Source organism: Morganella psychrotolerans (assembly GCF_001676155.1).
Taxonomy (GTDB): domain Bacteria; phylum Pseudomonadota; class Gammaproteobacteria; order Enterobacterales; family Enterobacteriaceae; genus Morganella; species Morganella psychrotolerans.
This window is the reverse complement of record NZ_LZEW01000008.1, coordinates 1-25,303: the sequence shown is the minus strand read 5'-3', so window position 1 is coordinate 25,303 and position 25,303 is coordinate 1. Positions and strand designations below refer to the sequence as shown.

Here is a 25,303-nt window from a genome sequence, read left to right as displayed (position 1 = left end):
TTCTCCCTGTTACCGCCCGACTTGCATGTGTTAGGCCTGCCGCCAGCGTTCAATCTGAGCCATGATCAAACTCTTCAATTAAAAGTGTCTGATGCTCAAAGAAATAAACTGTTTACTGCTGCTTCTTGCGAAGCTGCTGTTTTGGTCACTCTTCAAGACTTCTCAAAAATAATATTTTGCGATATGTCCTGTGAGTGCCCACACAGATTGTCTGATAAATTGTTAAAGAGCGTTGCAAACACCCGCTGCCGTTGCCGGTCTTCTGCGTTGTTGCGAGGCTGCGTATATTACGTTTTCAGCCCCTTCGAGTCAAGCGTTGTTTTTCAACTTTTTTCGCTTTTCTCTACTGTCGGCGCGCTTGTCAGCGTGTTGTTCCGTGTCAGTGAGGGCGCATTATAGGGAGCTTTTATTTTTGCACAACTCTTTTTTTTGAATTTTCTTACTGACTGTTTGTCTTTTGAGCATTGAGTCGTATTTTTCGGCAATTCAGCCCAAAAGTTACATTGCCTGCGGTGAACTCTCTGGCTAAGATCACTGAAACTCATTAATACACAGAGGTAATACTTGTGAATAAACTCCGCCCTTATCTGACATTAACGCCATCTATTGGTGAAAATGTCATGATCGACGACTCTTCTGTCATTATCGGTGATGTTCGTATAGCAGATGATGTCGGTATCTGGCCTCTTGTCGTGGCACGCGGGGATGTAAACTACATTCAGGTAGGACAGCGTACAAATATTCAGGATGGTTCTGTTTTACATGTATCCCATCAGTCCGACGATAACCCGGCTGGTCATCCTCTTATTATTGGTGCTGATGTGACGGTCGGCCACAAAGTAATGCTGCACGGCTGTACTATAGGGGATCGTGTTCTTGTAGGGATGGGCTCGATTCTGCTGGATGGCGTGATCGTTGAAGATGATGTCATTATCGGCGCAGGTAGTCTGGTGTCTCCCGGTAAACGACTGGAAAGCGGATACCTTTACTTAGGCAGCCCCGCAAAAGCCGCCCGCCCGCTGAAACCGGAAGAATATGAAGGACTGAAGCATTCAGCAGATAACTATGTCATGTGGAAAAACGATTATCTGTCGCAGGGTAACCGGTAAGGTGATTCTTCTGCTCCGTCCTTTTCAATAAACTCCGCGAACTCTTCCTCCAGATCCCAACGGTTCCGGCGGAAGAGAGCCAGCATATCTTCGTCAATATCTGCCCCGTAGCGGGATTGCAGATATTGTCCGGATACACAGCAATCAGACAGAAAACCATTAATCATGACAGGAAAGATAATACATTGCTGGTCATCATCCCGGGATTCACGGTCAGGAAACTGAATTGACTGATTCATTATGTCATCCTCTGTTTAAGCTGAGCCAGTACCGGCGCAATATCCGGTAAAACACCGTGCCATAACTTAAAGGCGAATGCAGCTTGTCCCGCCAGCATTCCCAGCCCGTCAGCATAGCGCACCACGCCATTATCCACCGCAAGTTGCAGGAACGGTGTCAAACCTGTGCGGTAAAACATGTCATAGCAGGCAACTGTGTTATTCAGCAACGATACCGGGATCTGTGGTACACCACCATCAACACCGGATGATGTTGCATTAATAATAAGAGAAAAACCGGTTGTATCTGTTTTATCTGTGGCCACTGCACGAACATCACCATATACGGAAAATTGTTCCGCCAGGGATTGTGCCTTAGTTAATGTCCGGTTTGTGACAGTGATCGTACCGCCCGCCCGTAACAATGGTAATAATGCCCCCCGGGCTGCGCCACCAGCCCCTATCAGTAAAATTTTCTCACCCGGGCGGATGAAATTCAGGCGCTGGAGATCAATTACCAGCCCTTCACCATCTGTATTATCACCAAATATCCGGTTATCTTCTTTCAGATGCAGTGTATTTACGGCTCCGCAAATTTGAGCCCGCTCACTCAGTTCATCTGATAATGCATAAGCCTGTTCTTTAAAAGGCAGTGTCACATTAGCGCCGAGCCCGCCATCCGCAAAAAAAGCAGAAACACAATCACGAAAACCGGCCAGCGGAGAGAGTATCCGCTCATAGCTCAGCTCAATGCCAAATTGCTTTGCAAATTCCTGATGAATAAACGGTGACTGGCTGTGTGCAATGGGATGACCAAAAACAACAAATTTTTTCATTCCGGGTCCTTTTGGTATTCTGTCAGCCCTGACGATATAACTGCCCGGTCAGTGCATCACGGATTTCAGACGGATTCTGTCGCCCGCCGACCAGACCATCCACCACCGGAATGCGTCCGTTAAACTGCTGATTCACTTCAGCTGTTGTCCGGCAGGGTTCATAACCGCTCAGATTTGCACTGGTCGAAACAACCGGCTTTCCATAGGCTGAGCATAATGCTTTTACCACCGGATGGTCAGTCACACGAACAGCCAGAGAGTCAAAACGCCCGGTCAGCCACTTTGGCGTTGTTGATTTTGCCGGTATAACCCAGGTAACCGGACCCGGCCATGTTGCAAACATTGCATCACGTTGTTCAGTTGTCAGTCGCGAATCATCAATATAGGGTTTTACCTGATCGTAATTATCAGCGATTAAAATTAAGCCTTTATCCCACGGGCGCTGCTTCAGATCCAGCAATGCCATTACCGCTTTTTCGCTATCCGGATCACAACCCAGGCCGAATACCGCCTCGGTCGGATATGCAATAACCTTTTGATTATTCAGTACATTTATGATTCCATCAAAATTACTTGCTGTGTCATTATAATTCATCATTCTTCTCATTTTGTTATTTTTGTTGTTTTGCGCAGGCTTTACTCGCACAACTTAATTTTATACCCGCAGCCGTCTTCTTTTCCACCAGCAGCGGATAATGACAATATTGGCATTCACCAACAACCGGTTGATTATTAATTGAAAATTGGCATGCAGGATAACGATTGCAGGCATAAAATGTTTTTCCGAACCGGGATTTTCTCTGGAGCAGCTTTCCGTCATGGCATTGCGGGCAAGCCATTGTTGTTTCGTCAGGTGAATTCATAGAGGCCACATATTCACATTCAGGATAATTACCACATCCGATAAACATGCCATACCGCCCCTGACGCAAAACCAGCGTTCCTCCGCACTGCGGACACAGCTGTCCGTCCAGCACTTTTATAATATGCCCGTCAGTACCTGCTTTTAACGGACGGATATAGTCACACTCAGGATAAGCAGAGCAGCCGAAAAAAGGCCCGTGAGCGCCATTGCGGATTACAAGTTGTCCGCCACATTGCGGACAGCACTCTGCTGTTGATGTTGACATTTTAATTTCACCTTACGCCAATGCCGCTTTATTTATGCAGGCGGATATACCCCCCGCTGACCACGGCTATTTTACCCGATAACTCAAGCTGCAGCAGTTGTGTGGTCACCTCAGTGACCGGCAGTTCACACCGTTGTGCAATAACATCCGGCGGAGTGGGTTCATCATCCACATTAATCAGCACATGTGCAAATGGCAACTCTTCCTGCTCTGCAATCGCCTCTTCTTCTTTAATTTCTTTAACCTTCTGTATCTCCGGCAATGGAAGCCACTGCATATCCAACGCGAGATGATCCGTAATATCAGATGGTGCAGTCGCAATATACGCGCCCTGCTGCAATAGCCAGTGGTTACCTTCATAAGCCGGATGCCCCAGTACCGCCGGCAGGGTAAAAACATCCCGCCCCTGTTCCAGTGCACATTGCGCGGTGATGAGTGATCCGCTCCGCCTACCGGCTTCAATCACAATAAGCAATCGGCTTAACCCACTGATAATCCGGTTACGGCGGGGAAAATTTTTTGCCAGCGGAGGGATATCCGGAAAGTATTCGGAGACAAGCACCCCCTTTTCCGTGATTGTTTCCGCCAGTTGCCGGTGTCTTGCGGGATAAATATGAGAAAGCCCGCTACCTAATACCGCGATAGTTTTCCCGCCCGCCGCCAGTGCCGCGCGATGACAGCATCCGTCAATTCCGGCAGCCAACCCGCTGGTTATCACCAGATCGTGCTGCACCAGATGACGGGTAAATGATTCTGCCCATTTCTCACCATAATGGGTTGTGGCACGACTGCCCACCAGACTGACCTGCGGTGCAGACAACTCTGTACACTGCCCTGCCACAAAAAGCACAGTCGGGGGAGAATAGATCTGCTTTAATAAAAATGGATAGTGTGGTGATGACAAAGGCAATATTGAATTACCCGGTAAATCAGTCCATAAAAGTGCTGTTTTCAGCCGTGACGAGTTCACATTCATAAACTGCTGACATTGCGCCAGTGTTAATCCGCAATGGTGTAACTGCCGCTGGATCTGTGCTTTTTTCTGTGAGCAGATCTCCGTCAGTGTTTTCGCCACACTAACGGCATGATGTGTACTTAACCGCCTGATACACGCCAGGCGTAACCAAATTTCCTTTTCGTCCATCCTGCCATCCCGGCTGAGCCTGTGATAAAAATGCGGTATCCGCTATGTGCAATACTGTCAATCAGGCTGATAACTGTCTAGAATAGACATTAATTTCCATCCATTTTTTTAGATAGAACACGAAAAAAATCTATGGCGTTATTAACTGTATTACATTATCCCGACGAGCGGCTTCGCAAGATTGCAAAGCCTGTCGAAAAAGTCGATGCTGCGATCCAAAAGATCGTCGATGATATGTTTGAAACAATGTATGAAGAGGAAGGCATCGGGCTGGCAGCGACTCAGGTTGATGTCCACCAGCGCATTATTGTGATTGATGTATCCGAAGAACGAAACGAGCGCCTGGTACTGATTAACCCGGAGCTGATTGAAAAATCCGGGGAAGCCGGAATTGAAGAAGGCTGTTTATCAATTCCTGAACAGCGGGCGTTTGTACCGCGTGCTGAGCATGTAAAAATCAGGGCGCTTGACTATAATGGCAAGCCTTTCGAGCTGGAAACCGGTGATTTACTGGCCATTTGTATTCAGCATGAAATGGATCACCTGGAAGGCAAATTATTCGTTGATTACCTTTCTGCGCTGAAACGTCAGCGCATCCGCCAGAAAGTCGAGAAACTGGACAGGCTCAACGGCCGTTCATAATACCCGGCGGCCTTTTACCTGCCACATGCCGCTATAGTGCTCCGGCGCTGTAACTGTTTGTGGCATTATTATTCTTACAGGAAAGCAACGTGTCAGATTCATTACGTATTATTTTTGCAGGAACGCCTGATTTTGCCGCTCGCCATCTGAATGCACTGATTGACTCAGAGCATGACGTCGTTGGCGTATTAACCATGCCGGATCGCCCGGCCGGACGCGGAAAAAAGATCACCGCAGGTCCGGTAAAAGAACTGGCACAGCAGCACGATATTCCTGTATTTCAGCCGGCAACATTACGCAAAGAAGAGAATCATCAGTGGCTCCGTGAACAGCAGGTCGACATCATGATTGTCGTAGCTTACGGGATGATTTTACCACAGGCTGTGCTGGATATTCCGCGCCTGGGTTGCCTGAATGTTCATGGTTCACTGCTGCCGGCATGGCGGGGAGCCGCACCTATTCAGCGCGCCCTGTGGGCCGGAGATGCTGAAACCGGTGTTACCATTATGCAGATGGATGCCGGTCTGGATACCGGTGATATGCTGTATAAAGCCGCATGTGATATCACCGCAGAAGATACCAGTGCGTCATTATATGAAAAACTGGCTGATATCGGACCACAGGCGCTGTTGCATACATTATCACTGGTTTGCCGGAACGAATTGCAGCCGGAACCGCAGAACAGCGGGCTGGTAACCTATGCAGAAAAACTGAGCAAAGAAGAAGCCCGTCTGGACTGGAATTTATCCGCAGCACAGCTTGAGCGCTGCATCCGCGCATTCAATCCGTGGCCGGTCAGTTATCTGGTCATTGATGAACAACCGGTAAAAGTCTGGCAGGCAGATGTAATAGCAGAACCTGTCACTGCGGCACCCGGAACAATCATCCGTGCAGATAAGTCCGGTATACAAATCGCAACGACTGACGGCATTCTGAATATGACGCAATTACAGCCCGCCGGTAAAAAACCGATGTCAGCAACTGATATCCTGAATTCGCGTAAAGAGTGGTTTATCCCCGGCAACACACTTTAATTATGTTCCGTGGCCGGCAACAGCCCCGGTGGTATGCCGGCCACGCCTTCTCTTCATCATTATCGCCGGCGCACCGGAACAACAATGAAAAACAGTTATAACTTACGCAGTATTGCAGCCAAAGCCATCAGCCAGGTATTGGATCAGGGACAATCTCTCAGTGCTATCCTGCCTGACTATCAGCGGGATATTAATCCGAAAGATAAAGCACTCCTTCAGGAGTTATGCTTTGGCGTGATGAGGGTTCTGCCTGAGCTGGAGTGGTATTCTCAGCAATTAATGGCAAAACCCCTGACCGGAAAGCAGCGCGTGCTGCACTATCTGATTTTAACCGGGCTTTATCAGCTCCGTTATACCCGAATTCCGCCTCATGCGGCATTATCAGAGACAGTAAACGGCGCAGTGGTACTGAAAAAACCACAGTTAAAAGGACTGATTAACGGCGTATTGCGCCAGTTTCAGCGCCAGGAGCCGCAACTTGCTGAGCGTTTTGCCAATTCAGAAAGCCGCTGGCTGCATCCGAAATGGTTACTCTCCCGTATTCAGGCTGCTTACCCTGATAGATGGGAGTTGGTCATAACCGCGAACAATGAAAAGCCACCGATGTGGCTGCGAATTAACCGTAATCATCATTCTGCACCAGCCTACCAGGCATTACTGGCAGAAGCCGGAATTGACGCCTTTTATAACCCTGCATTCCCGGATGCACTTCGCCTGGCAATACCTTGTCCGGTCACTGACCTGCCGGGATTTGCTGAAGGCTGGGCGACAGTCCAGGACAGCTCGGCACAGGGCTGCGCCCTTCTGTTAGATCCGCAGGATAATGAAACTGTTTTAGATTTATGTGCAGCGCCCGGCGGGAAAACCACGCATATTTTAGAGATAGCTCCCCACGCACACGTAATGGCTGTTGATGTGGATAAACAACGTCTGACGCGGGTGAATGAAAATTTACAGCGGCTGAAACAGCACGCCATCATCAAAACCGGTGACGGACGTTATCCGGAGCAATGGGCAGAATCACAAATGTTTGATCGTATCCTGCTGGATGCCCCTTGCTCCGCGACAGGGGTTATAAGACGGCATCCTGATATTAAATGGCTGCGCCGTGACAGTGATATCGATGAGCTGGCAGCACTACAGCGGGAAATTCTCGACGCAATCTGGCCATATCTCAAACCCGGCGGAACACTGGTGTATGCGACCTGCTCCGTATTACCGGAAGAAAATATTCATCAGGTAAATCATTTCCTGTCTGTTCACAGTGATGCGATATTAACTGACACGCCGGTATCCGGTTATCAGATGCTGCCGGATGCACAGAGCGGAGACGGGTTCTTTTACGCTAAACTGACTAAACGTAGCTGATAAACAAAACCGGACGATCATTTATATGAAAATTATTATTCTCGGTGCCGGGCAAGTCGGCGGCACACTGGCTGAAAACTTAGTTGATGAGAACAACGATATTACTGTTGTGGATACCAATCCGGACAGGCTTCGCCAGCTACAGGATAAATTCGATCTCCGGGTTATCAATGGATCCGGCTCACATCCCCGCGTGCTTCGGGAAGCGGGCGCGGAAGATGCCGATATGCTCGTGGCGGTGACCAATTCTGACGAAACGAATATGATCGCCTGCCAGGTCGCTTATACCTTATTTAATACACCGAATAAGATAGCGCGGATCCGATCGTCCGAATATGTACGTGAGGCGGATAAATTATTTCTGCCCGAAGCCATTCCGATTGACTACCTGATAGCGCCTGAGCAACTGGTTATCGATAATATCTATAAGCTTATCCAATACCCCGGTGCATTACAGGTTGTTAATTTTGCCGAGGGCCGGGTCAGTATTGTGGCAGTAAAAGCCTACTATGGCGGTTCCCTGGTCGGGAATGCACTCTCCAGTCTACGCGAGCATATGCCACATATCGAAACGCGTGTCGTTGCAATTTTCCGTCAGGACCGACCGATTCGTCCCCAGGGCTCAACGATTATTGAAGCTGGCGATGAAGTATTTTTTGTCGCCGCATCAGAACATATCCGTGCGGTCATGAGTGAATTACAGCGACTGGAAAAACCGTATAAACGGATCATGATTGTCGGCGGCGGAAACGTGGGTGCCGGATTGGCGTTACGTATCGAAAAAGATTACAGCGTTAAACTGATTGAGCATAACGCCGGTCGGGCAACGGATCTGGCAGAATTACTGCATGACACCATCGTTTTCTACGGTGATGCCTCTGACCAGGAATTATTAGCAGAAGAACATATTGAGCAAGTCGATGTATTTATCGCTCTGACCAATGATGATGAAGCTAATATTATGTCCGCAATGCTTGCCAAACGTATGGGCGCCAAAAAAAGCCATGGTACTCATTCAGCGGAGTGCATATGTTGATCTCGTTCAGGGCGGCGTTATTGATATTGCCATCTCCCCGCAACAAGCAACAATATCAGCCTTACTTGGCCATGTACGCAAGGCAGATATTGTCAGTGTATCCTCATTACGCCGCGGTGTAGCCGAAGCAATTGAAGCAATTGCCCACGGAGATGAAAATACGTCTAAGGTTGTCGGGCGAAAAATTGCCAATATTAAGCTGCCACCGGGCACAATAATCGGTGCTATTGTCAGAGATGAACAGGTAATTATTGCAAATGACGAGCACAGTATTGAACAAGGAGATCATGTTGTGCTGTTTATCACTGATAAACGCCATGTTCCCGAGGTGGAAAAGCTCTTCCAACCGAGTCCATTCTTCCTATAAATAGTTACTTAATGTTTTGATAGTTAATGTTATTGGTCTTATACTCGAAGATGACAACTTGTTAACATTTAGGTAAGGGATGAGCTATGAGCTTCATAAAAGAGTTTCGTGAATTTGCTATGCGCGGAAACGTCGTCGATATGGCCGTCGGTATCATTATCGGTGCGGCATTCGGGAAAATCGTTTCCTCGTTAGTTGCCGATATCATTATGCCACCACTGGGATTACTTATCGGGGGTATTGATTTCAAACAATTCACTGTCGTGCTACGCGAAGCAAGTGGTAGCGCCCCTGCAGTTTTACTTAATTATGGCGTCTTTCTGCAAACTGTATTTGATTTTGTCATCGTGGCATTTGCCATCTTTATTGCAATCAAAATGCTGAATAAATTACGTCGTGAGCAAGCTGAAGTACCTGCTGAACCAGAGGCACCTCCGGTTGAACAGCAGTTATTAACTGAAATCCGTGATTTATTAAAAGAACAAAATAAATAATAAACTAAAAGGCCGGTAGTAAAAGATCCTCGAATCGTTTACTACCGGCCTCCCGGTTACCTGCCTTATTAAATTTTTCTTTCCGGTTATAACTTCCTTTTCCTTTCTTATTTTTCTCAACCCGCTGACGAAAAATCGGGTCAGATAATAGTGCTTCCAGGGCATTGTCATTTATTATGCCGCGCTTATGCGCATACTTTGTCATAGTAACCTCATTAACTATGTTGTTTTTACAATATTGTTTATAAAACATGTTATTTATAAAACATATTATTTATTTTTTACTGAGCAACCACAAGGCTCTACAGCACCTTGTTCAAGGATCTCCAAAATAGTGCATTGCGAACTGACATGTGCCGTACCGCAGCATGCATCACTAAGCATTTTCAAAGAATCCCGCATACGTTGCATTTCAACCAACTTACTTTCCACATCTTTGAGCCGTTCATCAACAATTTGTTTCGATTCCTGGCAAGTATGATGCTCAGGATCAACACGGATCGATAATAATTCACTGATCGCATCCAGTGTAAAACCCAGTTGTTTCGCATACCGGATAAAACGCAGCCGGTGCAAGTCTTGCTCTGTATATAAACGGTATCCGCCATCTGTCCGGGACTGATGATCCATCATTCCCTGCTTTTCATAGAAACGGATAGTATCCGGAGTGACTTCCGCAAGTTTTGCCAGCTGACCAATTCGGTACATAAGAAATCTCCTGACATCATTGATGTGCGGGATCATAATAGCAGAATAGTGAAATTTTGTATGTTGCCGGAAAGAATAAGAGGATATATGAGCTATAGGGGGAATTGAGCCGTACTACTCATAAAAAACAGAAATAAAAAAACCGGGTAAAACCCGGTTTTTTTACACAGCAACAGATTACTCTGCTACTGCTTCCGTCTGGGATTCAGCACGGTCAACAAGCTCAATGTAAGCCATTGGAGCATTGTCACCGGTACGGAAACCACATTTCAGAATGCGGGTGTAACCACCTGCACGCTGTGCGAAACGCGGGCCCAGTTCGTTGAACAGTTTTGCCACGATCTCGTTATCACGAGTACGGGCGAAAGCTAAACGACGGTTAGCAACGCTATCCGTTTTAGCCAGGGTAATCAACGGCTCAACAACGCGACGCAGTTCTTTTGCTTTAGGCAAAGTCGTCTTGATTATCTCATGACGAACTAAAGAACCGGCCATGTTACGAAACATAGCTTGGCGATGGCTGCTGTTGCGGTTCAATTGACGACCACTCATACGATGGCGCATGACCTTATCCTTCTCAGTAAAACCTTAACCTGTGATCTTATTCGTCAGCAATACTTGCCGGTGGCCAGTTTTCCAGGCGCATGCCCAGAGATAAGCCACGAGATGCCAGAACGTCTTTAATTTCAGTAAGTGATTTCTTACCGAGGTTAGGCGTTTTGAGCAACTCAACTTCTGTACGCTGAACCAGATCACCGATGTAGTGGATTGCTTCTGCCTTGAGACAGTTAGCAGAGCGGACAGTCAATTCGAGATCGTCTACAGGGCGCAGTAAAATCGGATCGAATTCTGGCTTCTCTTCTTTCACTTCTGGCTGACGAACATCACGTAAGTCAACAAAAGCTTCCAGCTGTTCAGCCAAAATAGTCGCTGCACGGCGAATTGATTCTTCTGGATCAATTGTACCGTTAGTTTCCATTTCGATGACCAATTTATCCAAATCAGTGCGCTGCTCAACACGTGCTGCTTCAACATTGTAAGCAATACGCTCAACTGGGCTGTAGCACGCGTCTACTAACAGACGACCGATTGGGCGCTCATCTTCTTCCGAATGAATTCGGGCAGACGCCGGAACATAACCACGACCACGCTGAACTTTAATGCGCATGTTAATAGATGCGCCTTCGTCAGTGAGATGGCAAATTACGTGCTCCGGCTTGACGATCTCAACATCACCGTCATGGATGATGTCGGCTGCAGTCACAGGGCCAATGCCAGATTTATTCAAGGTTAAGATAACATCATCTTTCCCCTGAAGCTTTACCGCCAGCCCTTTCAGGTTGAGCAGAATTTCCAGGATGTCTTCCTGTACACCTTCTTTAGTGCTGTACTCATGGAGTACACCATCAATCTCAACCTCAGTTACCGCACAACCCGGCATAGACGAAAGCAGAATACGGCGCAGTGCGTTACCCAGAGTATGACCGAAGCCACGCTCTAATGGTTCAAGGGTCACCTTGGCGTGCGTCGAACTGATTTGCTCGATATCAACCAGGCGCGGTTTTAGAAACTCTGTCACAGAACCCTGCATTGTGTCCTCTCTTTGGTGCTAAGCTTTACTTGGAGTAAAGCTCGACGATCAGGTGCTCGTTAATATCAGCAGAAAGGTCAGTACGCTCAGGAATACGTTTGAACACACCTTCCATTTTCGCAGCATCAACTTCCAACCAAGTTGGTTTTTCACGCTGCTCAGCCAGCTCTAAAGCAGCCTTAATACGAGACTGTTTTTTCGCTTTTTCACGAATGCTGATTACGTCGTTAGGGGAAACCTGATAAGAAGCAATGTTTACGACACGGCCATTTACCATTACAGCTTTATGTCCGACGATTTGACGTGATTCTGCACGCGTCGCACCAAAGCCCATACGATAAATAACGTTATCTAAACGGCCTTCCAGCAGAGTCAGCAGGTTTTCACCTGTGTTGCCTTTAAGACGAGTTGCTTCTTTATAGTAGTTACGGAACTGACGTTCCAGCACGCCGTACATACGACGAACTTTTTGTTTTTCACGTAACTGAACACCATAATCAGACAGACGCGGTTTACGTGCGCCGTGCTGGCCTGGTGCTTGATCTAATTTACACTTGGTGTCAATCGCGCGAACACCAGACTTCAGAAAGAGGTCTGTTCCCTCGCGACGGCTCAGCTTGAGCTTAGGACCCAAATATCTAGCCATTTTCTTTCTCCAACTATCCTAAAAACGTAAGAGCGATTAAACGCGACGTTTTTTCGGAGGACGACAACCGTTATGAGGGATCGGAGTCACATCAGTAATATTCGTGATGCGGAAACCGGCCGCGTTTAACGCGCGAACAGTTGACTCACGGCCAGGACCAGGTCCTTTAACCATAACTTCCAGATTCTTAATACCGTACTCTTTCACAGCCTCTGCGCAACGTTCTGCTGCAACTTGTGCTGCGAATGGAGTTGATTTACGAGAACCACGGAAACCGGAACCACCGGCAGTTGCCCAACCTAATGCGTTACCCTGACGATCAGTAATAGTAACGATTGTGTTGTTGAAAGAAGCATGGACATGAGCCACACCGTCAGAGACTTGTTTTCTTACACGCTTGCGTGCACGAACAGGTGCTTTTGCCATTATAAGATTCCCCGATTATTTCTTGATCGGCTTACGCGGACCCTTGCGGGTACGTGCGTTAGTCTTGGTACGCTGACCGCGTACTGGAAGACCACGACGATGGCGTAAACCACGATAGCAACCAATGTCCATAAGACGTTTGATGCTGAGGGTCACTTCACGGCGCAAGTCACCTTCTACAACGTATTTAGCAACTTCGTCACGCAGCTGGTCGATTTGCTCTTCAGATAGCTCACTGATCTTAACATTTTCAGCAATACCCGTCGCTTTACAGATAGACTGTGAACGGGTTAAGCCGATACCGAAAATTGATGTTAATGCAATTACGGCATGTTTATGATCAGGAATGTTAATGCCTGCTATACGGGCCACTATGCACTCCTAAATAATTTGGGGTAATACTGTTCTGAAAAGCCCGTTTTCAGGATACTCAAACAGTAAAACCGCATTTAACCAAAAGATTGGCTGGCTAATTTAGCCAGCTCAACCCAACTTTGCAAGAAAAATATGCTTTTTATTAGCCTTGACGCTGTTTATGCTTAGGCTCAGCACTGCAAATCACACGCACGACACCGTGACGCTTAACGATTTTGCAGTTACGGCATAATTTCTTGACGGAAGCACGAACTTTCATTTTTACTCTCCGTAACTTCTAAAGCCACCGAATTAACGGTTATAACCTTTGAGGTTCGCTTTTTTCAATGCAGACTCATACTGACTTGACATCATCAGAGTTTGCACTTGAGCCATAAAGTCCATGATAACAACAACCACGATTAAGAGGGAAGTACCACCAAAGTAGAAAGGTACTTTCATTGCGTCACGCATGAACTCCGGGATTAGGCAGATAAAGGTAATATACAACGCGCCAACTAATGTTAAACGAGTCATTACTTTATCGATGTACTTGGCCGTTTGCTCTCCCGGACGAATTCCTGGTACAAATGCACCGGACTTCTTCAGGTTATCTGCTGTTTCTCTTGGATTAAATACCAATGCGGTATAAAAGAAACAGAAGAATATGATTGCAGTAGCATAAAGTAACACATAGAGCGGCTGGCCCGGCTGCAGATACATAGAAATTGTCGTCAGCCAATCCCAACCCGTACCATCACCGAACCAAGATGCAATTGTACCAGGGAACAGGATAATACTGGAAGCAAAAATTGCAGGAATTACACCCGCCATATTCACTTTCAACGGTAAATGTGTACTTTGTGCCGCATATACACGGCGGCCTTGCTGACGTTTTGCATAGTTAACGACGATACGACGCTGACCACGCTCCATGAAGACAACAAAGCAAGTAACCGCAAACACTAAAACTGCAACCAATAGCAACAGGAGGAAGTGCAGTTCGCCTTGACGAGCCTGCTCGATGGTGTGACCGATTGCCGACGGTAAACCCGCGACAATACCTGCGAAGATAATGATTGAGATACCGTTACCGATACCACGTTCAGTAATCTGTTCACCAAGCCACATCAGGAACATAGTTCCCGTCACCAAACTTACAACAGCCGTGAAATAGAATGCAAAGCCCGGATTAATTACCAGACCCTGCATACCAGGCATATTTGGTAAGCCGGTCGCGATACCGATAGACTGGAAAATCGCGAGGACTAACGTACTATACCGGGTGTACTGGCTAATCTTACGACGGCCAGCTTCCCCTTCTTTCTTAATCTCCGCTAAGCGTGGATTAACCACACTCAGAAGCTGGATAATAATAGATGCCGAAATATACGGCATGATACCCAGCGCAAAGATAGAAGCACGACTCAACGCACCACCAGAGAACATGTTAAACATTTCAATGATGGTGCCCTGTTGTTGCTCGAGCAATTTCGCAAGAACAGTGGCATCAATACCAGGGATAGGAATAAAAGAACCAATACGGAAAACAATCAGTGCGCCGATAACAAACAGTAAACGACGCTTTAACTCACCTACTCCGCCTTTAGCACTTTGGAAATCTGTACCTGGTTGCTTTGCCATCTGTTACTTATTCCTCGATTTTACCGCCAGCAGCTTCGATAACAGCACGAGCGCCTTTAGTAACACGCAGGCCGCGTACAGTAACTGCACGAGTCAGTTCACCTGAAAGAAACACTTTCGCGTATTCAATCTGCGGACCAATAACGTTTGCGGCTTTCAATACATTGAGATCGATTTCATCGCCTTCGATCAACTGCAGATCAGATAAACGGATCTCAGCAGTGACCATCGCTTTACGTGAAGTAAAGCCGAATTTTGGCAGACGACGATATAAAGGCATCTGGCCACCTTCAAACCCACGACGTACGCCACCGCCAGAACGAGAGCTCTGACCTTTGTGACCACGGCCGGCGGTTTTACCGAGACCTGAACCAATACCACGACCTACACGTCTTGGTGCGTGTTTAGCACCTGCTGCCGGAGACAGAGTATTTAATTGCATCTGTTACTCCTCAACCTTAACCATATAGGAAATACGATTGACCATACCACGAACCGCAGGTGTATCTTCGCGTTCAACAGTGTGACCAATATGACGCAGACCTAAACCGACCAGCGTTGCCTTGTGTTTAGGCAGGCGGCCGATTGAGCTGCGGATTTGTGTAATTTTAATAGTCTTAGCCATGGTCCATTACCCCAGAATTTCTTCGACGGATTTACCACGCTTAGCTGCAACCATTTCCGGAGACTTCATGCTATCTAAAGCGTCCAGCGTTGCACGAACAACGTTCATTGGATTCGTGGAACCGTAGGTTTTAGCCAGAACGTTGCGAACACCGGCGACGTCAAGCACAGCACGCATTGCACCACCGGCAATAATACCGGTACCTTCGTGAGCAGGCTGCATAAACACGCGGGAACCGGTGTGTGTGCCTTTCACTGGGTGGAATAACGTACCGCTGTTGAGTGCAACGGTTCTCATGTTGCGACGGGCTTTCTCCATCGCTTTCTGGATTGCTGCCGGAACTTCGCGTGCTTTACCGTAACCAAAACCAACGCGACCATTACCATCACCCACTACAGTCAATGCAGTGAAACTGAAGATACGACCACCTTTAACAGTTTTAGATACGCGGTTTACCGCGATTAGCTTTTCCTGCAGTTCGCCAGCCTGTTTTTCGATGTGTGCCATCTTACACCTCTACCTTAGAACTGTAGGCCAGCTTCACGGGCAGCATCTGCCAGTGCCTGGACTCGACCATGATATTGGAAACCAGAACGGTCAAAGGAAACACGAGTGATCCCTTTTTCCAGTGCGCGCTCAGCAATAATTTTACCTACTGCGATTGCGGCATCTTTGTTTCCTGTGCTTTTTACTTGCTCGCTGATAGCTTTTTCTAAAGTAGAAGCGGCAACCAACGTTTCAGAACCGTTTGGTGCAATAACCTGCGCATAAATATGGCGTGGGGTACGATGTACCACCAGGCGCGTCGCACCAAGTTCCTGGAGCTTGCGGCGTGCGCGGGTCGCACGACGGATACGAGCTGCTTTCTTATCCATAGTGTTACCTTACTTCTTCTTAGCCTCTTTAATACGCACGACTTCGTCGGCGTAGCGAATACCTTTACCTTTATAAGGTTCAGGGCGACGATAGGCTCTCAGGTCTGCTGCTATCTGGCCAACTACCTGCTTATCAGCACCTTTCAGTACGATTTCAGTTTGTGTCGGACATTCAGCAGTAACACCTGCCGGTAGTTTGTGCTCAACCGGATGAGAGAAACCTACAGACAGGTTTACTACATCACCTTTGATAGCGGCACGATAACCTACACCTACCAGTTGCAGCTTCTTAGAGAAGCCTTCGGTAACACCAACAACCATAGCGTTAACCAGCGCACGAGTTGTACCAGCTTGTGCCCATGCGTCGGTATAACCGTCACGTGGACCAAATGTTAACTGGTTGTCCGCTTGTTGAACTTCTACAGCGTTGTGGACATTACGGCTCAGCTCGCCGTTTTTACCCTTAATCGAAATAACCTGACCGTTGAGTTTTACCTCTACGCCGGCAGGAATGACGACGGGTGCTTTTGCAACACGAGACATGCTTTCCTCCCGATATTATGCTACGTAGCAGAGAATCTCGCCACCAAGACCAGCCTGGCGAGCTGCACGATCAGTCATTACACCTTTAGATGTAGAAATAACTGCGATACCCATACCTGCCATAACTTGTGGCAGATCGTCTTTGCGCTTATAAATACGCAGACTTGGGCGGCTTACGCGTTGAATACTTTCTACAACAGCCTGACCCTGGAAATACTTGAGAGTTAATTCCAGTTCCGGCTTGGTGTCGCCTTCGATTTTAAAATCTTCAATATAACCTTCTTCCTTCAGCACGTTGGCAATTGCCACTTTCAGCTTGGAGGAAGGCATGGTGACCGCAACTTTATTCGCGGTCTGACCGTTACGGATACGGGTCAGCATATCCGCGATGGGATCTTGCATGCTCATCTGTCTTTACTCCCGTGATTCAAAATGGTGACAATTACCAGCTTGCTTTCTTAAGGCCAGGGATTTCACCGCGCATAGCGGCTTCACGGACCTTAATACGGCTTAAGCCAAACTTCCGCAGAAAACCATGTGGACGCCCGGTTTGGCGGCAACGGTTACGCTGACGAGAAGGACTGGAATCACGTGGCAGAGATTGAAGCTTCAGAACAGCATCCCAACGATCTTCATCTGATGAATTAACATCGGAGATGGTAGCTTTCAGTTCTGCGCGTTTTGCGAAGAATTTCTCAGCTAAATTTGCACGCTTTACATCACGCGCTTTCATAGATTTCTTAGCCATGAATACCCTGCCTTACTTGCGAAACGGGAAGTTAAACGCTGATAACAGTGCGCGACCTTCATCATCTGATTTCGCTGTGGTAGTGATAGTAATATCAAGACCACGTACACGATCCACTTTATCGTAATCGATTTCAGGGAAGATGATTTGTTCACGTACGCCCATGCTGTAGTTACCGCGACCATCGAAAGACTTAGCGGATAAACCGCGGAAGTCACGAATACGTGGTACAGCAATAGAAATCAGACGCTCAAAGAACTCCCACATGCGTTCGCCACGCAGGGTTACTTTACAGCCGATTGGATAGCCCTGGCGGATTTTGAAGCCTGCAACAGATTTGCGTGCTTTGGTGATCAATGGCTTTTGACCAGAGATTGCTGCTAAGTCAGCCGCTGCATTATCCAGCAGTTTTTTATCAGCAATTGCTTCACCAACACCCATATTCAGGGTGATCTTCTCGACCCGAGGGACTTGCATGACAGAATTGTAGCTAAACTGAGACATCAGTTGTTTAACTACATCGTCTTTATAAAAATCATGCAGTTTCGCCATCGTATACTCCAAAAGTTACTTGATAGTTTCGCTGTTAGATTTGAAGAAACGGACTTTTTTGCCGTCTTCGAATCTAAAACCTACACGGTCAGCCTTGCCGGTTGCCGCATTGAAGATTGCAACGTTAGAAACCTGAATTGCAGCTTCTTTTTCAACGATGCCACCTGGTTGGTTCAGGGCCGGAACCGGCTTCTGATGTTTCTTAACCAGATTGATACCTTCAACGAGGACTTTCCCGGAAGAAAGAACCTGTTTTACTTTACCGCGCTTACCTTTGTCTTTCCCGGTTAGCACAATAATTTCGTCATCACGACGGATTTTCGCTGCCATAGTGCCGCTCCTTAGAGTACTTCAGGTGCCAGTGAGATAATTTTCATAAACTTCTCGTTACGAAGTTCACGAGTTACCGGCCCAAAAATACGCGTACCGATAACTTGCTCGCTGTTATTGTTTAACAATACACAAGCGTTGCTATCGAAGCGAATGACAGAACCGTCAGGGCGACGAACACCCTTCTTGGTGCGCACCACTACTGCTTTCAGAACATCACCTTTTTTAACTTTACCACGCGGAATTGCTTCCTTGATGGTAATTTTGATAATGTCGCCTACGGCTGCGTAGCGACGGTGCGAGCCACCTAGAACCTTGATACACATTACGCGACGTGCACCGGAGTTATCGGCAACGGTCAGCATAGTCTGTTCTTGGATCATTTTAGTGCTCCGCTAAAAGTCAACTACTACTGAGCCAGTCCAAAAGGGAATGGCTGTCCAAATACCCATATATCGAGGGCGCGGCATTATAACACCACATCTTCGTTATGGATAGCAAAAAATAAACGGCTCATAAAGCCGAGCCGTTTATTCTACACCAGAAAACCAGGCTATTACAGCTCTGCTTTTTCTAAGATGCGAACTAAGGCCCAAGATTTAGTCTTAGACAGTGGACGGGTTTCGCGAATTTCAACGAGATCCCCTGTACCACATTCATTGTTCTCATCATGTACGTGCAGTTTGGTCGTACGTTTGATGAACTTACCATACAGCGGGTGTTTCACCATACGCTCGATAGTTACAACAATGGATTTCTCCATTTTGTCACTAACAACACGACCTTGCAGAGTACGGATTTTATCGGTCATTACGCACCCGCCTTCTCAGTCAATAAAGTCTTAACACGTGCAACATTACGACGCACTTGTTTCAACAGATGAGACTGTTGTAACTGGCCGCTTGCCGCTTGCATACGCAGGTTAAATTGCTCGCGCAGCAGGTTCAGCAGCTCAGTGTTCAGCTCTTCAACGCTTTTTTCACGCAGCTCTTTTGCTTTCATTACATCACCGTCTTAGTTACAAAGGTGGTTTTGATAGGCAGTTTAGCTGCTGCCAGCTTGAATGCTTCACGAGCAAGCTCTTCTGATACGCCGTCCATTTCGTACAGGACTTTGCCAGGCTGGATTAAGGCAACCCAATATTCTACGTTACCTTTACCTTTACCCATACGCACTTCAAGAGGTTTTTCAGTGATAGGTTTGTCTGGGAACACACGGATCCAGATTTTACCCTGACGCTTAACTGCACGGGTCATAGCACGACGTGCTGCTTCGATCTGACGGGCAGTCAGACGACCACGGCCAACAGCTTTCAGACCATAAGTGCCGAAGCTCACATCCGCGCCAGCTGCCAGACCGCGGTTACGGCCTTTGTGCATCTTACGGAATTTTGTACGCTTTGGTTGTAACATTCAGCGACTCTCCTTACTTACGGCCTTTACGCTGCTGTTTTTTAGGTTGAGCAGACGGTTTTTCCGCCAGTTCAACTGCAGCCATGCCACCCAGGATCTCGCCTTTGAAGATCCACACTTTAACGCCGATCACACCATAAGTAGTTTGTGCTTCAGATGTGTTGTAATCGATGTCTGCACGCAGGGTATGCAAAGGCACACGGCCTTCACGATACCACTCAGTACGAGCGATTTCAGCGCCGCCTAAACGACCGCTTACTTCCACTTTAATACCTTTAGCGCCTAAACGCATTGCGTTCTGTACAGCACGCTTCATAGCACGACGGAACATAACACGACGTTCCAGCTGTGAAGTGATACTGTCAGCAACTAATTTTGCGTCAAGCTCAGGTTTACGTACTTCGGCAATATTAATTTGCGCAGGTACGCCAGCGATGTCTGAAACTTTTTTACGCAGTTTCTCGACGTCTTCGCCTTTCTTACCGATAACGATACCGGGGCGGGCAGTGTGAATAGTCACACGAATGCTTTTAGCCGGACGTTCGATAACGATGCGTGATACTGACGCTTTTTCCAGTTCTTTTGTTAAGTACTTACGTACTTTGAAATCGCCGTCCAGATTGTCAGCGAATTCTTTGGTGTTCGCAAACCAAGTAGAGTTCCAAGGTTTAACAATACCCAGGCGAATACCATTTGGATGTACTTTCTGACCCATTGCTAGTCTCCAGAGTCTCAGCGATCGGACACAACCACAGTAATGTGGCTGGTGCGCTTAAGAATACGATCTGCACGACCTTTTGCACGAGGCATGATGCGCTTCATGGTTGGGCCGTCGTCAACGAAAATCTTCGCTACTTTCAGATCATCGATGTCAGCGCCATCGTTGTGTTCTGCGTTAGCAATAGCAGACTCCAGGACTTTCTTAACTAAACCAGCAGCTTTCTTGTTGGTAAAAGCTAAAATTTCCAGAGCTTGCGACACTTTCTTACCGCGGATCAGGTCAGCCACCAGGCGAACCTTCTGAGCAGAAGAACGAGCGTGGCGATGCATAGCAATAGTTTCCATCTCTTCCTCCTACCTTATTTCTTTTTGGCTTTTTTATCAGCCACATGGCCGCGATAAGTACGAGTCGGCGCGAATTCGCCCAATTTATGACCGACCATTTCATCGGTGACATAAACAGGAACATGCTGACGACCATTATGGACAGCGATGGTCAAACCGATCATGTTAGGAAAGATCGTTGAACGACGGGACCAAGTCTTAACAGGCTTTTTGTCACCGCTTTCCACCGCTTTCTCTACCTTCTTCAGCAAGTGCAGGTCAATAAAAGGACCTTTCTTGAGAGAACGTGGCATGGCTTATCCTCTAATTATTTCTTAGTACGACGATGAACGATGAAGTGTTCAGTGCGTTTGTTTTTACGGGTCTTCTTACCTTTAGTCTGAACGCCCCAAGGTGTTACAGGGTGTTTACCAAAGTTACGACCTTCACCACCACCATGTGGATGGTCAACTGGGTTCATCGCAGTACCGCGAACGGTAGGACGAATACCACGCCAGCGACTTGCACCAGCTTTACCCAGAACGCGCAGCATGTGTTCAGCGTTACCAACTTCACCTAAAGTTGCACGGCAATCTGAAGGAATTTTACGCATTTCACCGGAGCGCAGACGGATAGTGACATATGCACCATCACGCGCAACGATCTGAACGTAAGTACCTGCAGAACGTGCTAACTGACCGCCTTTACCTGGTTTCATTTCTACGTTATGAACAGTAGAACCAACCGGGATGTTGCGCATTGGCAAAGCGTTACCCGCTTTGATTGCAGCATCAACACCTGACTGGATTTGATCACCAGCTTTCAGACCTTTAGGCGCCAGGATATAACGGCGTTCGCCGTCTTTGTACAATACCAGAGCAATATTTGCTGAACGATTTGGATCATATTCCAAACGTTCCACAACAGCCGGGATACCGTCTTTATTGCGTTTAAAGTCAATAATACGGTAATTCTGCTTATGACCACCACCGATGTGACGGGTAGTGATACGGCCATTGTTGTTACGACCACCTGACTTGTTGTTTTTCTCAAGCAGTGGGGCGTAAGGCTTGCCCTTATGAAGCTCAGGGTTAACCACTTTAACAACGTGGCGACGACCCGGAGACGTAGGTTTACATTTAACAATTGCCATTGTTCTTTACTCCTCCGACTTATTCAGCGCCGCCGACGAAGTCCAGATTCTGGCCTTCCTGCAGGGTGACGTAAGCTTTTTTCCAGTCACTACGACGACCGGAACGCTGACCGTGGCGCTTCACTTTGCCTTTAACAAGCAGAGTGTTAACACCTTCAACTTTGACTTCAAACAGTTTTTCAACTGCAGCTTTAACTTCAGCTTTAGTCGCGTCTTTAGCAACTTTGAGCACGATGGTATTTGTTTTTTCCATCGCGGTAGACGCTTTTTCAGATACGTGCGGCGCGCGCAGTACTTTTAGCAGACGTTCTTCACGGATCATGCCAGCATCTCCTCAACTTGCTTAACTGCTTCAGCAGTCATCACTACTTTTTTGAACGCGATCAGACTGACCGGATCAATAGCAGTGACATCACGCACGTCAACCTTGTACAGGTTGCGAGCTGCTAAGAACAAGTTCTCATCAACTTCGTGGGTGATAATCATCACGTCTTCTAACGCCATGTCTTTCAATTTCTGTACCAGCAGCTTAGTTTTAGGCGCTTCGACAGCAAAATTTTCGACGATAATCAGACGATCCTGACGTACCAACTCGGACAGAATGCTTTTCAGCGCGCCGCGGTACATCTTTTTGTTAACTTTTTGACTGTGGTCCTGTGGTTTCGCAGCGAACGTGATACCACCAGAGCGCCAGATTGGACTCTTAACAGAACCAGCTCGAGCACGACCAGTACCTTTTTGGCGCCATGGTTTTTTACCAGACCCAGTAACTTCAGCACGAGTTTTCTGAGCACGTGTACCTTGACGAGCACCAGCTGCGTAAGCAACAACTACTTGATGGACAAGTGCTTCATTGAAATCACGCCCGAAGGTAGTTTCGGAAACAGTCAGCGCGCTTTGCGCGTCTTTCATTACCAATTCCATTCCTATCTCCTCGACGTTAAGCCTTGACAGCTGGTTTAACAATCAGGTTGCTACCGGTTGCACCCGGGACAGCACCTTTTACCAGCAGCAGGTTGCGTTCAGCGTCAACGCGAACGACATCCAGGCTCTGAACGGTTACGCGTTCGTTACCCAGTTGACCTGCCATTTTCTTGCCTTTAAATACCTTACCCGGAGTCTGGTTCTGACCGATAGAACCCGGAGCACGGTGAGACAAGGAGTTACCGTGGGTAGCATCCTGAGTACGGAAGTTCCAACGCTTAACAGTACCAGCGAAGCCCTTACCTTTGGATGTACCGGTAACGTCAACTTTCTTAACGTCAGCGAAAATTTCAACACTGATGCTTTGGCCAACAGTAAATTCTTCACCTTCTGACAGGCGGAATTCACGTAACAGACGACCAGCTTCAACACCAGCTTTTGCGAAATGTCCAGCTTTAGGTTTGTTCACACGGCTTGCTTTTTTGCTGCCGGTGGTAACCTGAACTGCACGATAACCATCAGTATCTTCAGATTTAACCTGAGTTACGCGGTTATTTTCGATTTCGATAACAGTAACAGGGATTGATACGCCATCTTCAGTGAAGATGCGGGTCATACCCACTTTTTTACCGACTAAACCAATCATTGTTTCAACCTCTCAATCAATTGATACCTGATTAACCCAGGCTGATCTGCACGTCAACGCCGGCAGCCAGATCCAGACGCATCAGAGCATCAACGGTTTTTTCAGTTGGCTCAACGATGTCAACCAGACGCTTGTGAGTGCGAATTTCGTACTGATCGCGCGCATCTTTATTGACGTGCGGTGAAATCAGAACGGTAAAACGCTCTTTACGGGTCGGCAGCGGGATAGGACCACGAACTTGCGCACCAGTGCGCTTAGCAGTCTCTACGATTTCCGCAGTTGATTGATCGATAAGGCGATGATCAAAAGCTTTAAGGCGGATACGGATTCTTTGGTTCTGCATGAGACCAGAGCTCCAACTATTTTATAAACGTAAAAAATTACTCCTCGCACCCATTTCGATTGACGGGGGAGTGTAATCATTCTCGATGTAATCCCCATATCGGGAATATTTTCATAAAGGGCTAAACATCAGCCATTTAATGCTGGTATCAACCAGGCTTACTCTATTGGTAAGCCCGCGTATTATACGTGGATAAAAGCTGAAAGCAAGCAACAAACCGGGATTTGTGCAAATTATCTCCGCCATCGTTTTGGCGGATGCAAACACCTGCACATCACAGAATAAAAAAAAACCGCCGGTAAGAATATCTTCCGGCGGTTTCATAATGTATTTTTATTTACGCTTATTCATCTTCAGCCATCTGAGCCTGCTGATAGTTTTGCAAGCCAACACGGGCTATCAGATCTAACTGCGTTTCAATCCAGTCAATATGCGACTCTTCTTCCGCCAGGATTTTAATCATTAAATCACGGCTGACATAGTCTTGTTTGGAATCAGCATAGGCGATAGCTTCACGTAAATCTTTGGCGCCATCCAGTTCCAGCTGAAGATCAGATTTAAGCATTTCTTCAACGTCTTCACCAATATTCAGCTTGCCGAGATCCTGAAGATTCGGAAGCCCTTCCAGAAATAAAATACGCTCAATATATTCATCGGCGTGTTTCATCTCATCTATTGATTCTTCATATTCTTTATTATTAAGCTTAGTTAGTCCCCAATTTTTGAACATACGCGCATGAAGAAAGTACTGATTAATTGCAACCAGTTCATTTCCAAGCAGTTTGTTCAAATGGGAGATCATTTTTTTTATCGCCTTTCATATGCCCTCCTTGTTTCCGGTCTGTTTAGTATAGACGCGGCAATTCAGCTGTGAGGATATTACAGCGATAAAATGGCGATACAGTTCAAAAAAATTAACAGACGGGTATAAATCAGAGGGGTTCAGGCGACCTGGTCAACCGCTACAGACATGTTCTCTTCCGAGATAACGGTTTTTGCATGGCGGATACACTTACCACACTCATTACCGACAGGAATAATTTTACGTAATTCACCAAACGAATGAACCTGATGCCGGCGCACCACATTACGAATAGCTTTATCACTGATGGCATTACACAGACACACGTACATTATCATTCCTCCTGATTCAGACAAAGAGTAAATGATAATCAATATTATTACAATTGCGATTATGTAAATTTAGGTATGCACTGTCAAAATACAGATATAAAAAAAGGGCATCATTTGATGCCCTTTTCGGATTACATCAGTAATTAGCTCATTACTTTCGCTACAACACCCGCGCCGACGGTACGACCGCCTTCACGGATTGCGAAACGCAGACCATCATCCATTGC

Annotated in this window: 42 protein-coding genes, 1 rRNA gene and 2 pseudogenes; 6 read left to right on the top strand and 39 right to left on the bottom strand. The window is 47.0% G+C overall.

Going from position 1 to position 25,303, the window contains the following annotated elements; genetic code table 11:
* Positions 1 to 81: ribosomal RNA gene (locus AYY16_RS10190) — 16S ribosomal RNA — on the bottom strand; the annotation flags it as partial.
* Positions 82 to 566: 485 nt separating this feature from the next.
* Between AYY16_RS10190 and AYY16_RS10185 the strand changes: the two genes are divergently transcribed.
* Positions 567 to 1,109: a gamma carbonic anhydrase family protein gene (locus AYY16_RS10185; RefSeq protein ID WP_082970684.1), complete on the top strand. Its 543-nt coding sequence runs from the start codon at positions 567 to 569 to the stop codon at positions 1,107 to 1,109.
* Here AYY16_RS10185 and AYY16_RS10180 read toward each other — a convergent pair.
* From AYY16_RS10180 to dprA, 5 genes are read right to left on the bottom strand one after another with little or no spacing between them, the layout of a single operon-like run.
* Positions 1,085 to 1,348, bottom strand: coding sequence for a DUF1488 family protein (locus AYY16_RS10180; protein ID WP_067365873.1), 264 nt, complete (start codon positions 1,346 to 1,348; stop codon positions 1,085 to 1,087). The genes AYY16_RS10185 and AYY16_RS10180 overlap by 25 nt on opposite strands.
* A complete protein-coding gene (gene aroE / locus AYY16_RS10175) occupies positions 1,348 to 2,163 on the bottom strand; it encodes a shikimate dehydrogenase (RefSeq protein ID WP_067365871.1) in 816 nt (271 codons plus the stop codon). The genes AYY16_RS10180 and aroE overlap by 1 nt, the downstream gene beginning before the upstream one ends.
* Before the next feature lie 22 nt (positions 2,164 to 2,185).
* Positions 2,186 to 2,758, bottom strand: a complete 573-nt coding sequence (gene tsaC / locus AYY16_RS10170; RefSeq protein WP_067365867.1) for an L-threonylcarbamoyladenylate synthase type 1 TsaC — start codon at positions 2,756 to 2,758, stop codon at positions 2,186 to 2,188.
* A gap of 16 nt (positions 2,759 to 2,774) precedes the next feature.
* Positions 2,775 to 3,293, bottom strand: coding sequence for a DNA topoisomerase family protein (locus tag AYY16_RS10165; protein WP_067365864.1), 519 nt, complete (start codon positions 3,291 to 3,293; stop codon positions 2,775 to 2,777).
* A 28-nt stretch (positions 3,294 to 3,321) separates the two neighbouring features.
* Entirely contained in the window at positions 3,322 to 4,437 is a 1,116-nt protein-coding gene (gene dprA / locus AYY16_RS10160; RefSeq protein WP_067365862.1) for a DNA-processing protein DprA, read from the bottom strand.
* A gap of 132 nt (positions 4,438 to 4,569) precedes the next feature.
* On the opposite strand from dprA, the gene def reads away from it, so the two are divergent.
* The 5 genes and pseudogenes from def (at position 4,570) to mscL (ending at position 9,378) form a co-directional block, all read left to right on the top strand.
* Positions 4,570 to 5,079, top strand: coding sequence for a peptide deformylase (gene def / locus AYY16_RS10155; RefSeq protein WP_067365859.1), 510 nt, complete (start codon positions 4,570 to 4,572; stop codon positions 5,077 to 5,079).
* A gap of 89 nt (positions 5,080 to 5,168) precedes the next feature.
* On the top strand, positions 5,169 to 6,113 hold the full coding sequence (gene fmt, locus AYY16_RS10150) for a methionyl-tRNA formyltransferase (protein WP_067365856.1): 945 nt from the start codon (positions 5,169 to 5,171) through the stop codon (positions 6,111 to 6,113).
* An 84-nt stretch (positions 6,114 to 6,197) separates the two neighbouring features.
* Positions 6,198 to 7,481, top strand: coding sequence for a 16S rRNA (cytosine(967)-C(5))-methyltransferase RsmB (rsmB, locus tag AYY16_RS10145; protein WP_067365852.1), 1,284 nt, complete (start codon positions 6,198 to 6,200; stop codon positions 7,479 to 7,481).
* Positions 7,482 to 7,506: 25 nt separating this feature from the next.
* Positions 7,507 to 8,884, top strand: a pseudogene (trkA, locus tag AYY16_RS10140) (Trk system potassium transporter TrkA).
* 86 nt (positions 8,885 to 8,970) lie between these two features.
* On the top strand, positions 8,971 to 9,378 hold the full coding sequence (gene mscL / locus AYY16_RS10135; RefSeq protein ID WP_067365850.1) for a large-conductance mechanosensitive channel protein MscL: 408 nt from the start codon (positions 8,971 to 8,973) through the stop codon (positions 9,376 to 9,378).
* Between the two features lie 4 nt (positions 9,379 to 9,382).
* Here mscL and AYY16_RS10130 read toward each other — a convergent pair whose 3' ends face one another.
* The 33 genes and pseudogenes from AYY16_RS10130 to AYY16_RS19730 all read right to left on the bottom strand — a co-directional run.
* Positions 9,383 to 9,583: an alternative ribosome-rescue factor A gene (locus AYY16_RS10130; protein WP_067365845.1), complete on the bottom strand. Its 201-nt coding sequence runs from the start codon at positions 9,581 to 9,583 to the stop codon at positions 9,383 to 9,385.
* A gap of 65 nt (positions 9,584 to 9,648) precedes the next feature.
* Positions 9,649 to 10,086 carry a Zn(2+)-responsive transcriptional regulator gene (zntR, locus tag AYY16_RS10125; protein WP_067365842.1) on the bottom strand — a complete coding sequence of 146 codons (438 nt, stop codon included), beginning with the start codon at positions 10,084 to 10,086 and terminating at the stop codon, positions 9,649 to 9,651.
* Between the two features lie 177 nt (positions 10,087 to 10,263).
* On the bottom strand, positions 10,264 to 10,650 hold the full coding sequence (rplQ, locus tag AYY16_RS10120) for a 50S ribosomal protein L17 (protein ID WP_067365837.1): 387 nt from the start codon (positions 10,648 to 10,650) through the stop codon (positions 10,264 to 10,266).
* A 37-nt stretch (positions 10,651 to 10,687) separates the two neighbouring features.
* Positions 10,688 to 11,677, bottom strand: a complete 990-nt coding sequence (locus AYY16_RS10115) for a DNA-directed RNA polymerase subunit alpha (protein ID WP_067365835.1) — start codon at positions 11,675 to 11,677, stop codon at positions 10,688 to 10,690.
* A 25-nt stretch (positions 11,678 to 11,702) separates the two neighbouring features.
* A complete protein-coding gene (gene rpsD / locus AYY16_RS10110; RefSeq protein WP_067365832.1) occupies positions 11,703 to 12,323 on the bottom strand; it encodes a 30S ribosomal protein S4 in 621 nt (206 codons plus the stop codon).
* Between the two features lie 36 nt (positions 12,324 to 12,359).
* Entirely contained in the window at positions 12,360 to 12,749 is a 390-nt protein-coding gene (gene rpsK, locus AYY16_RS10105; RefSeq protein ID WP_067365829.1) for a 30S ribosomal protein S11, read from the bottom strand.
* Positions 12,750 to 12,764: 15 nt separating this feature from the next.
* Complete coding sequence (gene rpsM / locus AYY16_RS10100) at positions 12,765 to 13,121, bottom strand: 30S ribosomal protein S13 (protein ID WP_067365825.1); 357 nt, start codon at positions 13,119 to 13,121, stop codon at positions 12,765 to 12,767.
* A gap of 145 nt (positions 13,122 to 13,266) precedes the next feature.
* Positions 13,267 to 13,383 (bottom strand): 50S ribosomal protein L36, encoded by a 117-nt coding sequence (gene rpmJ / locus AYY16_RS19735; protein WP_015422332.1) that lies wholly within the window; start codon positions 13,381 to 13,383, stop codon positions 13,267 to 13,269.
* Between the two features lie 32 nt (positions 13,384 to 13,415).
* A complete protein-coding gene (gene secY, locus AYY16_RS10095) occupies positions 13,416 to 14,747 on the bottom strand; it encodes a preprotein translocase subunit SecY (protein ID WP_067365822.1) in 1,332 nt (443 codons plus the stop codon).
* Positions 14,748 to 14,754: 7 nt separating this feature from the next.
* Positions 14,755 to 15,189 (bottom strand): 50S ribosomal protein L15, encoded by a 435-nt coding sequence (gene rplO, locus AYY16_RS10090; RefSeq protein WP_067365820.1) that lies wholly within the window; start codon positions 15,187 to 15,189, stop codon positions 14,755 to 14,757.
* A 3-nt stretch (positions 15,190 to 15,192) separates the two neighbouring features.
* The gene (gene rpmD, locus AYY16_RS10085; RefSeq protein ID WP_067365818.1) at positions 15,193 to 15,372 is read right to left on the bottom strand and encodes a 50S ribosomal protein L30; all 180 of its coding nucleotides are present in this window, start codon (positions 15,370 to 15,372) and stop codon (positions 15,193 to 15,195) included.
* A 6-nt stretch (positions 15,373 to 15,378) separates the two neighbouring features.
* Complete coding sequence (gene rpsE / locus AYY16_RS10080; RefSeq protein ID WP_067365815.1) at positions 15,379 to 15,879, bottom strand: 30S ribosomal protein S5; 501 nt, start codon at positions 15,877 to 15,879, stop codon at positions 15,379 to 15,381.
* A gap of 14 nt (positions 15,880 to 15,893) precedes the next feature.
* Entirely contained in the window at positions 15,894 to 16,247 is a 354-nt protein-coding gene (gene rplR / locus AYY16_RS10075; RefSeq protein ID WP_067365812.1) for a 50S ribosomal protein L18, read from the bottom strand.
* Between the two features lie 9 nt (positions 16,248 to 16,256).
* Entirely contained in the window at positions 16,257 to 16,790 is a 534-nt protein-coding gene (gene rplF / locus AYY16_RS10070; protein ID WP_067365809.1) for a 50S ribosomal protein L6, read from the bottom strand.
* A 15-nt stretch (positions 16,791 to 16,805) separates the two neighbouring features.
* Positions 16,806 to 17,198 carry a 30S ribosomal protein S8 gene (gene rpsH, locus AYY16_RS10065; protein ID WP_067365806.1) on the bottom strand — a complete coding sequence of 131 codons (393 nt, stop codon included), beginning with the start codon at positions 17,196 to 17,198 and terminating at the stop codon, positions 16,806 to 16,808.
* Positions 17,199 to 17,232: 34 nt separating this feature from the next.
* Positions 17,233 to 17,538, bottom strand: coding sequence for a 30S ribosomal protein S14 (rpsN, locus tag AYY16_RS10060; protein ID WP_067365803.1), 306 nt, complete (start codon positions 17,536 to 17,538; stop codon positions 17,233 to 17,235).
* A gap of 12 nt (positions 17,539 to 17,550) precedes the next feature.
* On the bottom strand, positions 17,551 to 18,090 hold the full coding sequence (rplE, locus tag AYY16_RS10055; RefSeq protein ID WP_067365800.1) for a 50S ribosomal protein L5: 540 nt from the start codon (positions 18,088 to 18,090) through the stop codon (positions 17,551 to 17,553).
* A 15-nt stretch (positions 18,091 to 18,105) separates the two neighbouring features.
* On the bottom strand, positions 18,106 to 18,420 hold the full coding sequence (rplX, locus tag AYY16_RS10050) for a 50S ribosomal protein L24 (RefSeq protein WP_067365797.1): 315 nt from the start codon (positions 18,418 to 18,420) through the stop codon (positions 18,106 to 18,108).
* 11 nt (positions 18,421 to 18,431) lie between these two features.
* Positions 18,432 to 18,803, bottom strand: coding sequence for a 50S ribosomal protein L14 (rplN, locus tag AYY16_RS10045; protein ID WP_067365795.1), 372 nt, complete (start codon positions 18,801 to 18,803; stop codon positions 18,432 to 18,434).
* A gap of 173 nt (positions 18,804 to 18,976) precedes the next feature.
* Positions 18,977 to 19,231: a 30S ribosomal protein S17 gene (gene rpsQ, locus AYY16_RS10040; RefSeq protein WP_067365792.1), complete on the bottom strand. Its 255-nt coding sequence runs from the start codon at positions 19,229 to 19,231 to the stop codon at positions 18,977 to 18,979.
* Positions 19,231 to 19,422, bottom strand: coding sequence for a 50S ribosomal protein L29 (gene rpmC, locus AYY16_RS10035; protein WP_027275666.1), 192 nt, complete (start codon positions 19,420 to 19,422; stop codon positions 19,231 to 19,233). Before rpmC ends, rpsQ begins: the two co-directional genes overlap by 1 nt.
* Positions 19,422 to 19,832, bottom strand: a complete 411-nt coding sequence (gene rplP / locus AYY16_RS10030; RefSeq protein WP_067365789.1) for a 50S ribosomal protein L16 — start codon at positions 19,830 to 19,832, stop codon at positions 19,422 to 19,424. Before rplP ends, rpmC begins: the two co-directional genes overlap by 1 nt.
* Positions 19,833 to 19,845: 13 nt before the next feature.
* Positions 19,846 to 20,547, bottom strand: coding sequence for a 30S ribosomal protein S3 (gene rpsC, locus AYY16_RS10025; protein ID WP_067365787.1), 702 nt, complete (start codon positions 20,545 to 20,547; stop codon positions 19,846 to 19,848).
* A 17-nt stretch (positions 20,548 to 20,564) separates the two neighbouring features.
* A complete protein-coding gene (gene rplV, locus AYY16_RS10020) occupies positions 20,565 to 20,897 on the bottom strand; it encodes a 50S ribosomal protein L22 (protein WP_067365785.1) in 333 nt (110 codons plus the stop codon).
* Between the two features lie 14 nt (positions 20,898 to 20,911).
* Complete coding sequence (rpsS, locus tag AYY16_RS10015) at positions 20,912 to 21,190, bottom strand: 30S ribosomal protein S19 (RefSeq protein WP_067365783.1); 279 nt, start codon at positions 21,188 to 21,190, stop codon at positions 20,912 to 20,914.
* A 14-nt stretch (positions 21,191 to 21,204) separates the two neighbouring features.
* Positions 21,205 to 22,029 (bottom strand): 50S ribosomal protein L2, encoded by an 825-nt coding sequence (rplB, locus tag AYY16_RS10010; RefSeq protein WP_067365780.1) that lies wholly within the window; start codon positions 22,027 to 22,029, stop codon positions 21,205 to 21,207.
* 19 nt (positions 22,030 to 22,048) lie between these two features.
* On the bottom strand, positions 22,049 to 22,351 hold the full coding sequence (rplW, locus tag AYY16_RS10005) for a 50S ribosomal protein L23 (protein ID WP_067365775.1): 303 nt from the start codon (positions 22,349 to 22,351) through the stop codon (positions 22,049 to 22,051).
* On the bottom strand, positions 22,348 to 22,953 hold the full coding sequence (gene rplD / locus AYY16_RS10000) for a 50S ribosomal protein L4 (protein ID WP_067365773.1): 606 nt from the start codon (positions 22,951 to 22,953) through the stop codon (positions 22,348 to 22,350). The genes rplW and rplD overlap by 4 nt, the downstream gene beginning before the upstream one ends.
* Before the next feature lie 16 nt (positions 22,954 to 22,969).
* On the bottom strand, positions 22,970 to 23,599 hold the full coding sequence (rplC, locus tag AYY16_RS09995; RefSeq protein ID WP_067365771.1) for a 50S ribosomal protein L3: 630 nt from the start codon (positions 23,597 to 23,599) through the stop codon (positions 22,970 to 22,972).
* 31 nt (positions 23,600 to 23,630) lie between these two features.
* A complete protein-coding gene (gene rpsJ / locus AYY16_RS09990) occupies positions 23,631 to 23,942 on the bottom strand; it encodes a 30S ribosomal protein S10 (RefSeq protein WP_001181005.1) in 312 nt (103 codons plus the stop codon).
* 343 nt (positions 23,943 to 24,285) lie between these two features.
* Positions 24,286 to 24,763: pseudogene (gene bfr, locus AYY16_RS09980) on the bottom strand (bacterioferritin).
* 121 nt (positions 24,764 to 24,884) lie between these two features.
* Positions 24,885 to 25,076 carry a bacterioferritin-associated ferredoxin gene (gene bfd, locus AYY16_RS09975; RefSeq protein WP_067365765.1) on the bottom strand — a complete coding sequence of 64 codons (192 nt, stop codon included), beginning with the start codon at positions 25,074 to 25,076 and terminating at the stop codon, positions 24,885 to 24,887.
* Between the two features lie 143 nt (positions 25,077 to 25,219).
* Positions 25,220 to 25,303: EF-Tu C-terminal domain-related protein (locus tag AYY16_RS19730; protein ID WP_208020734.1), on the bottom strand; the 84-nt coding region annotated here is incomplete at its 5' end.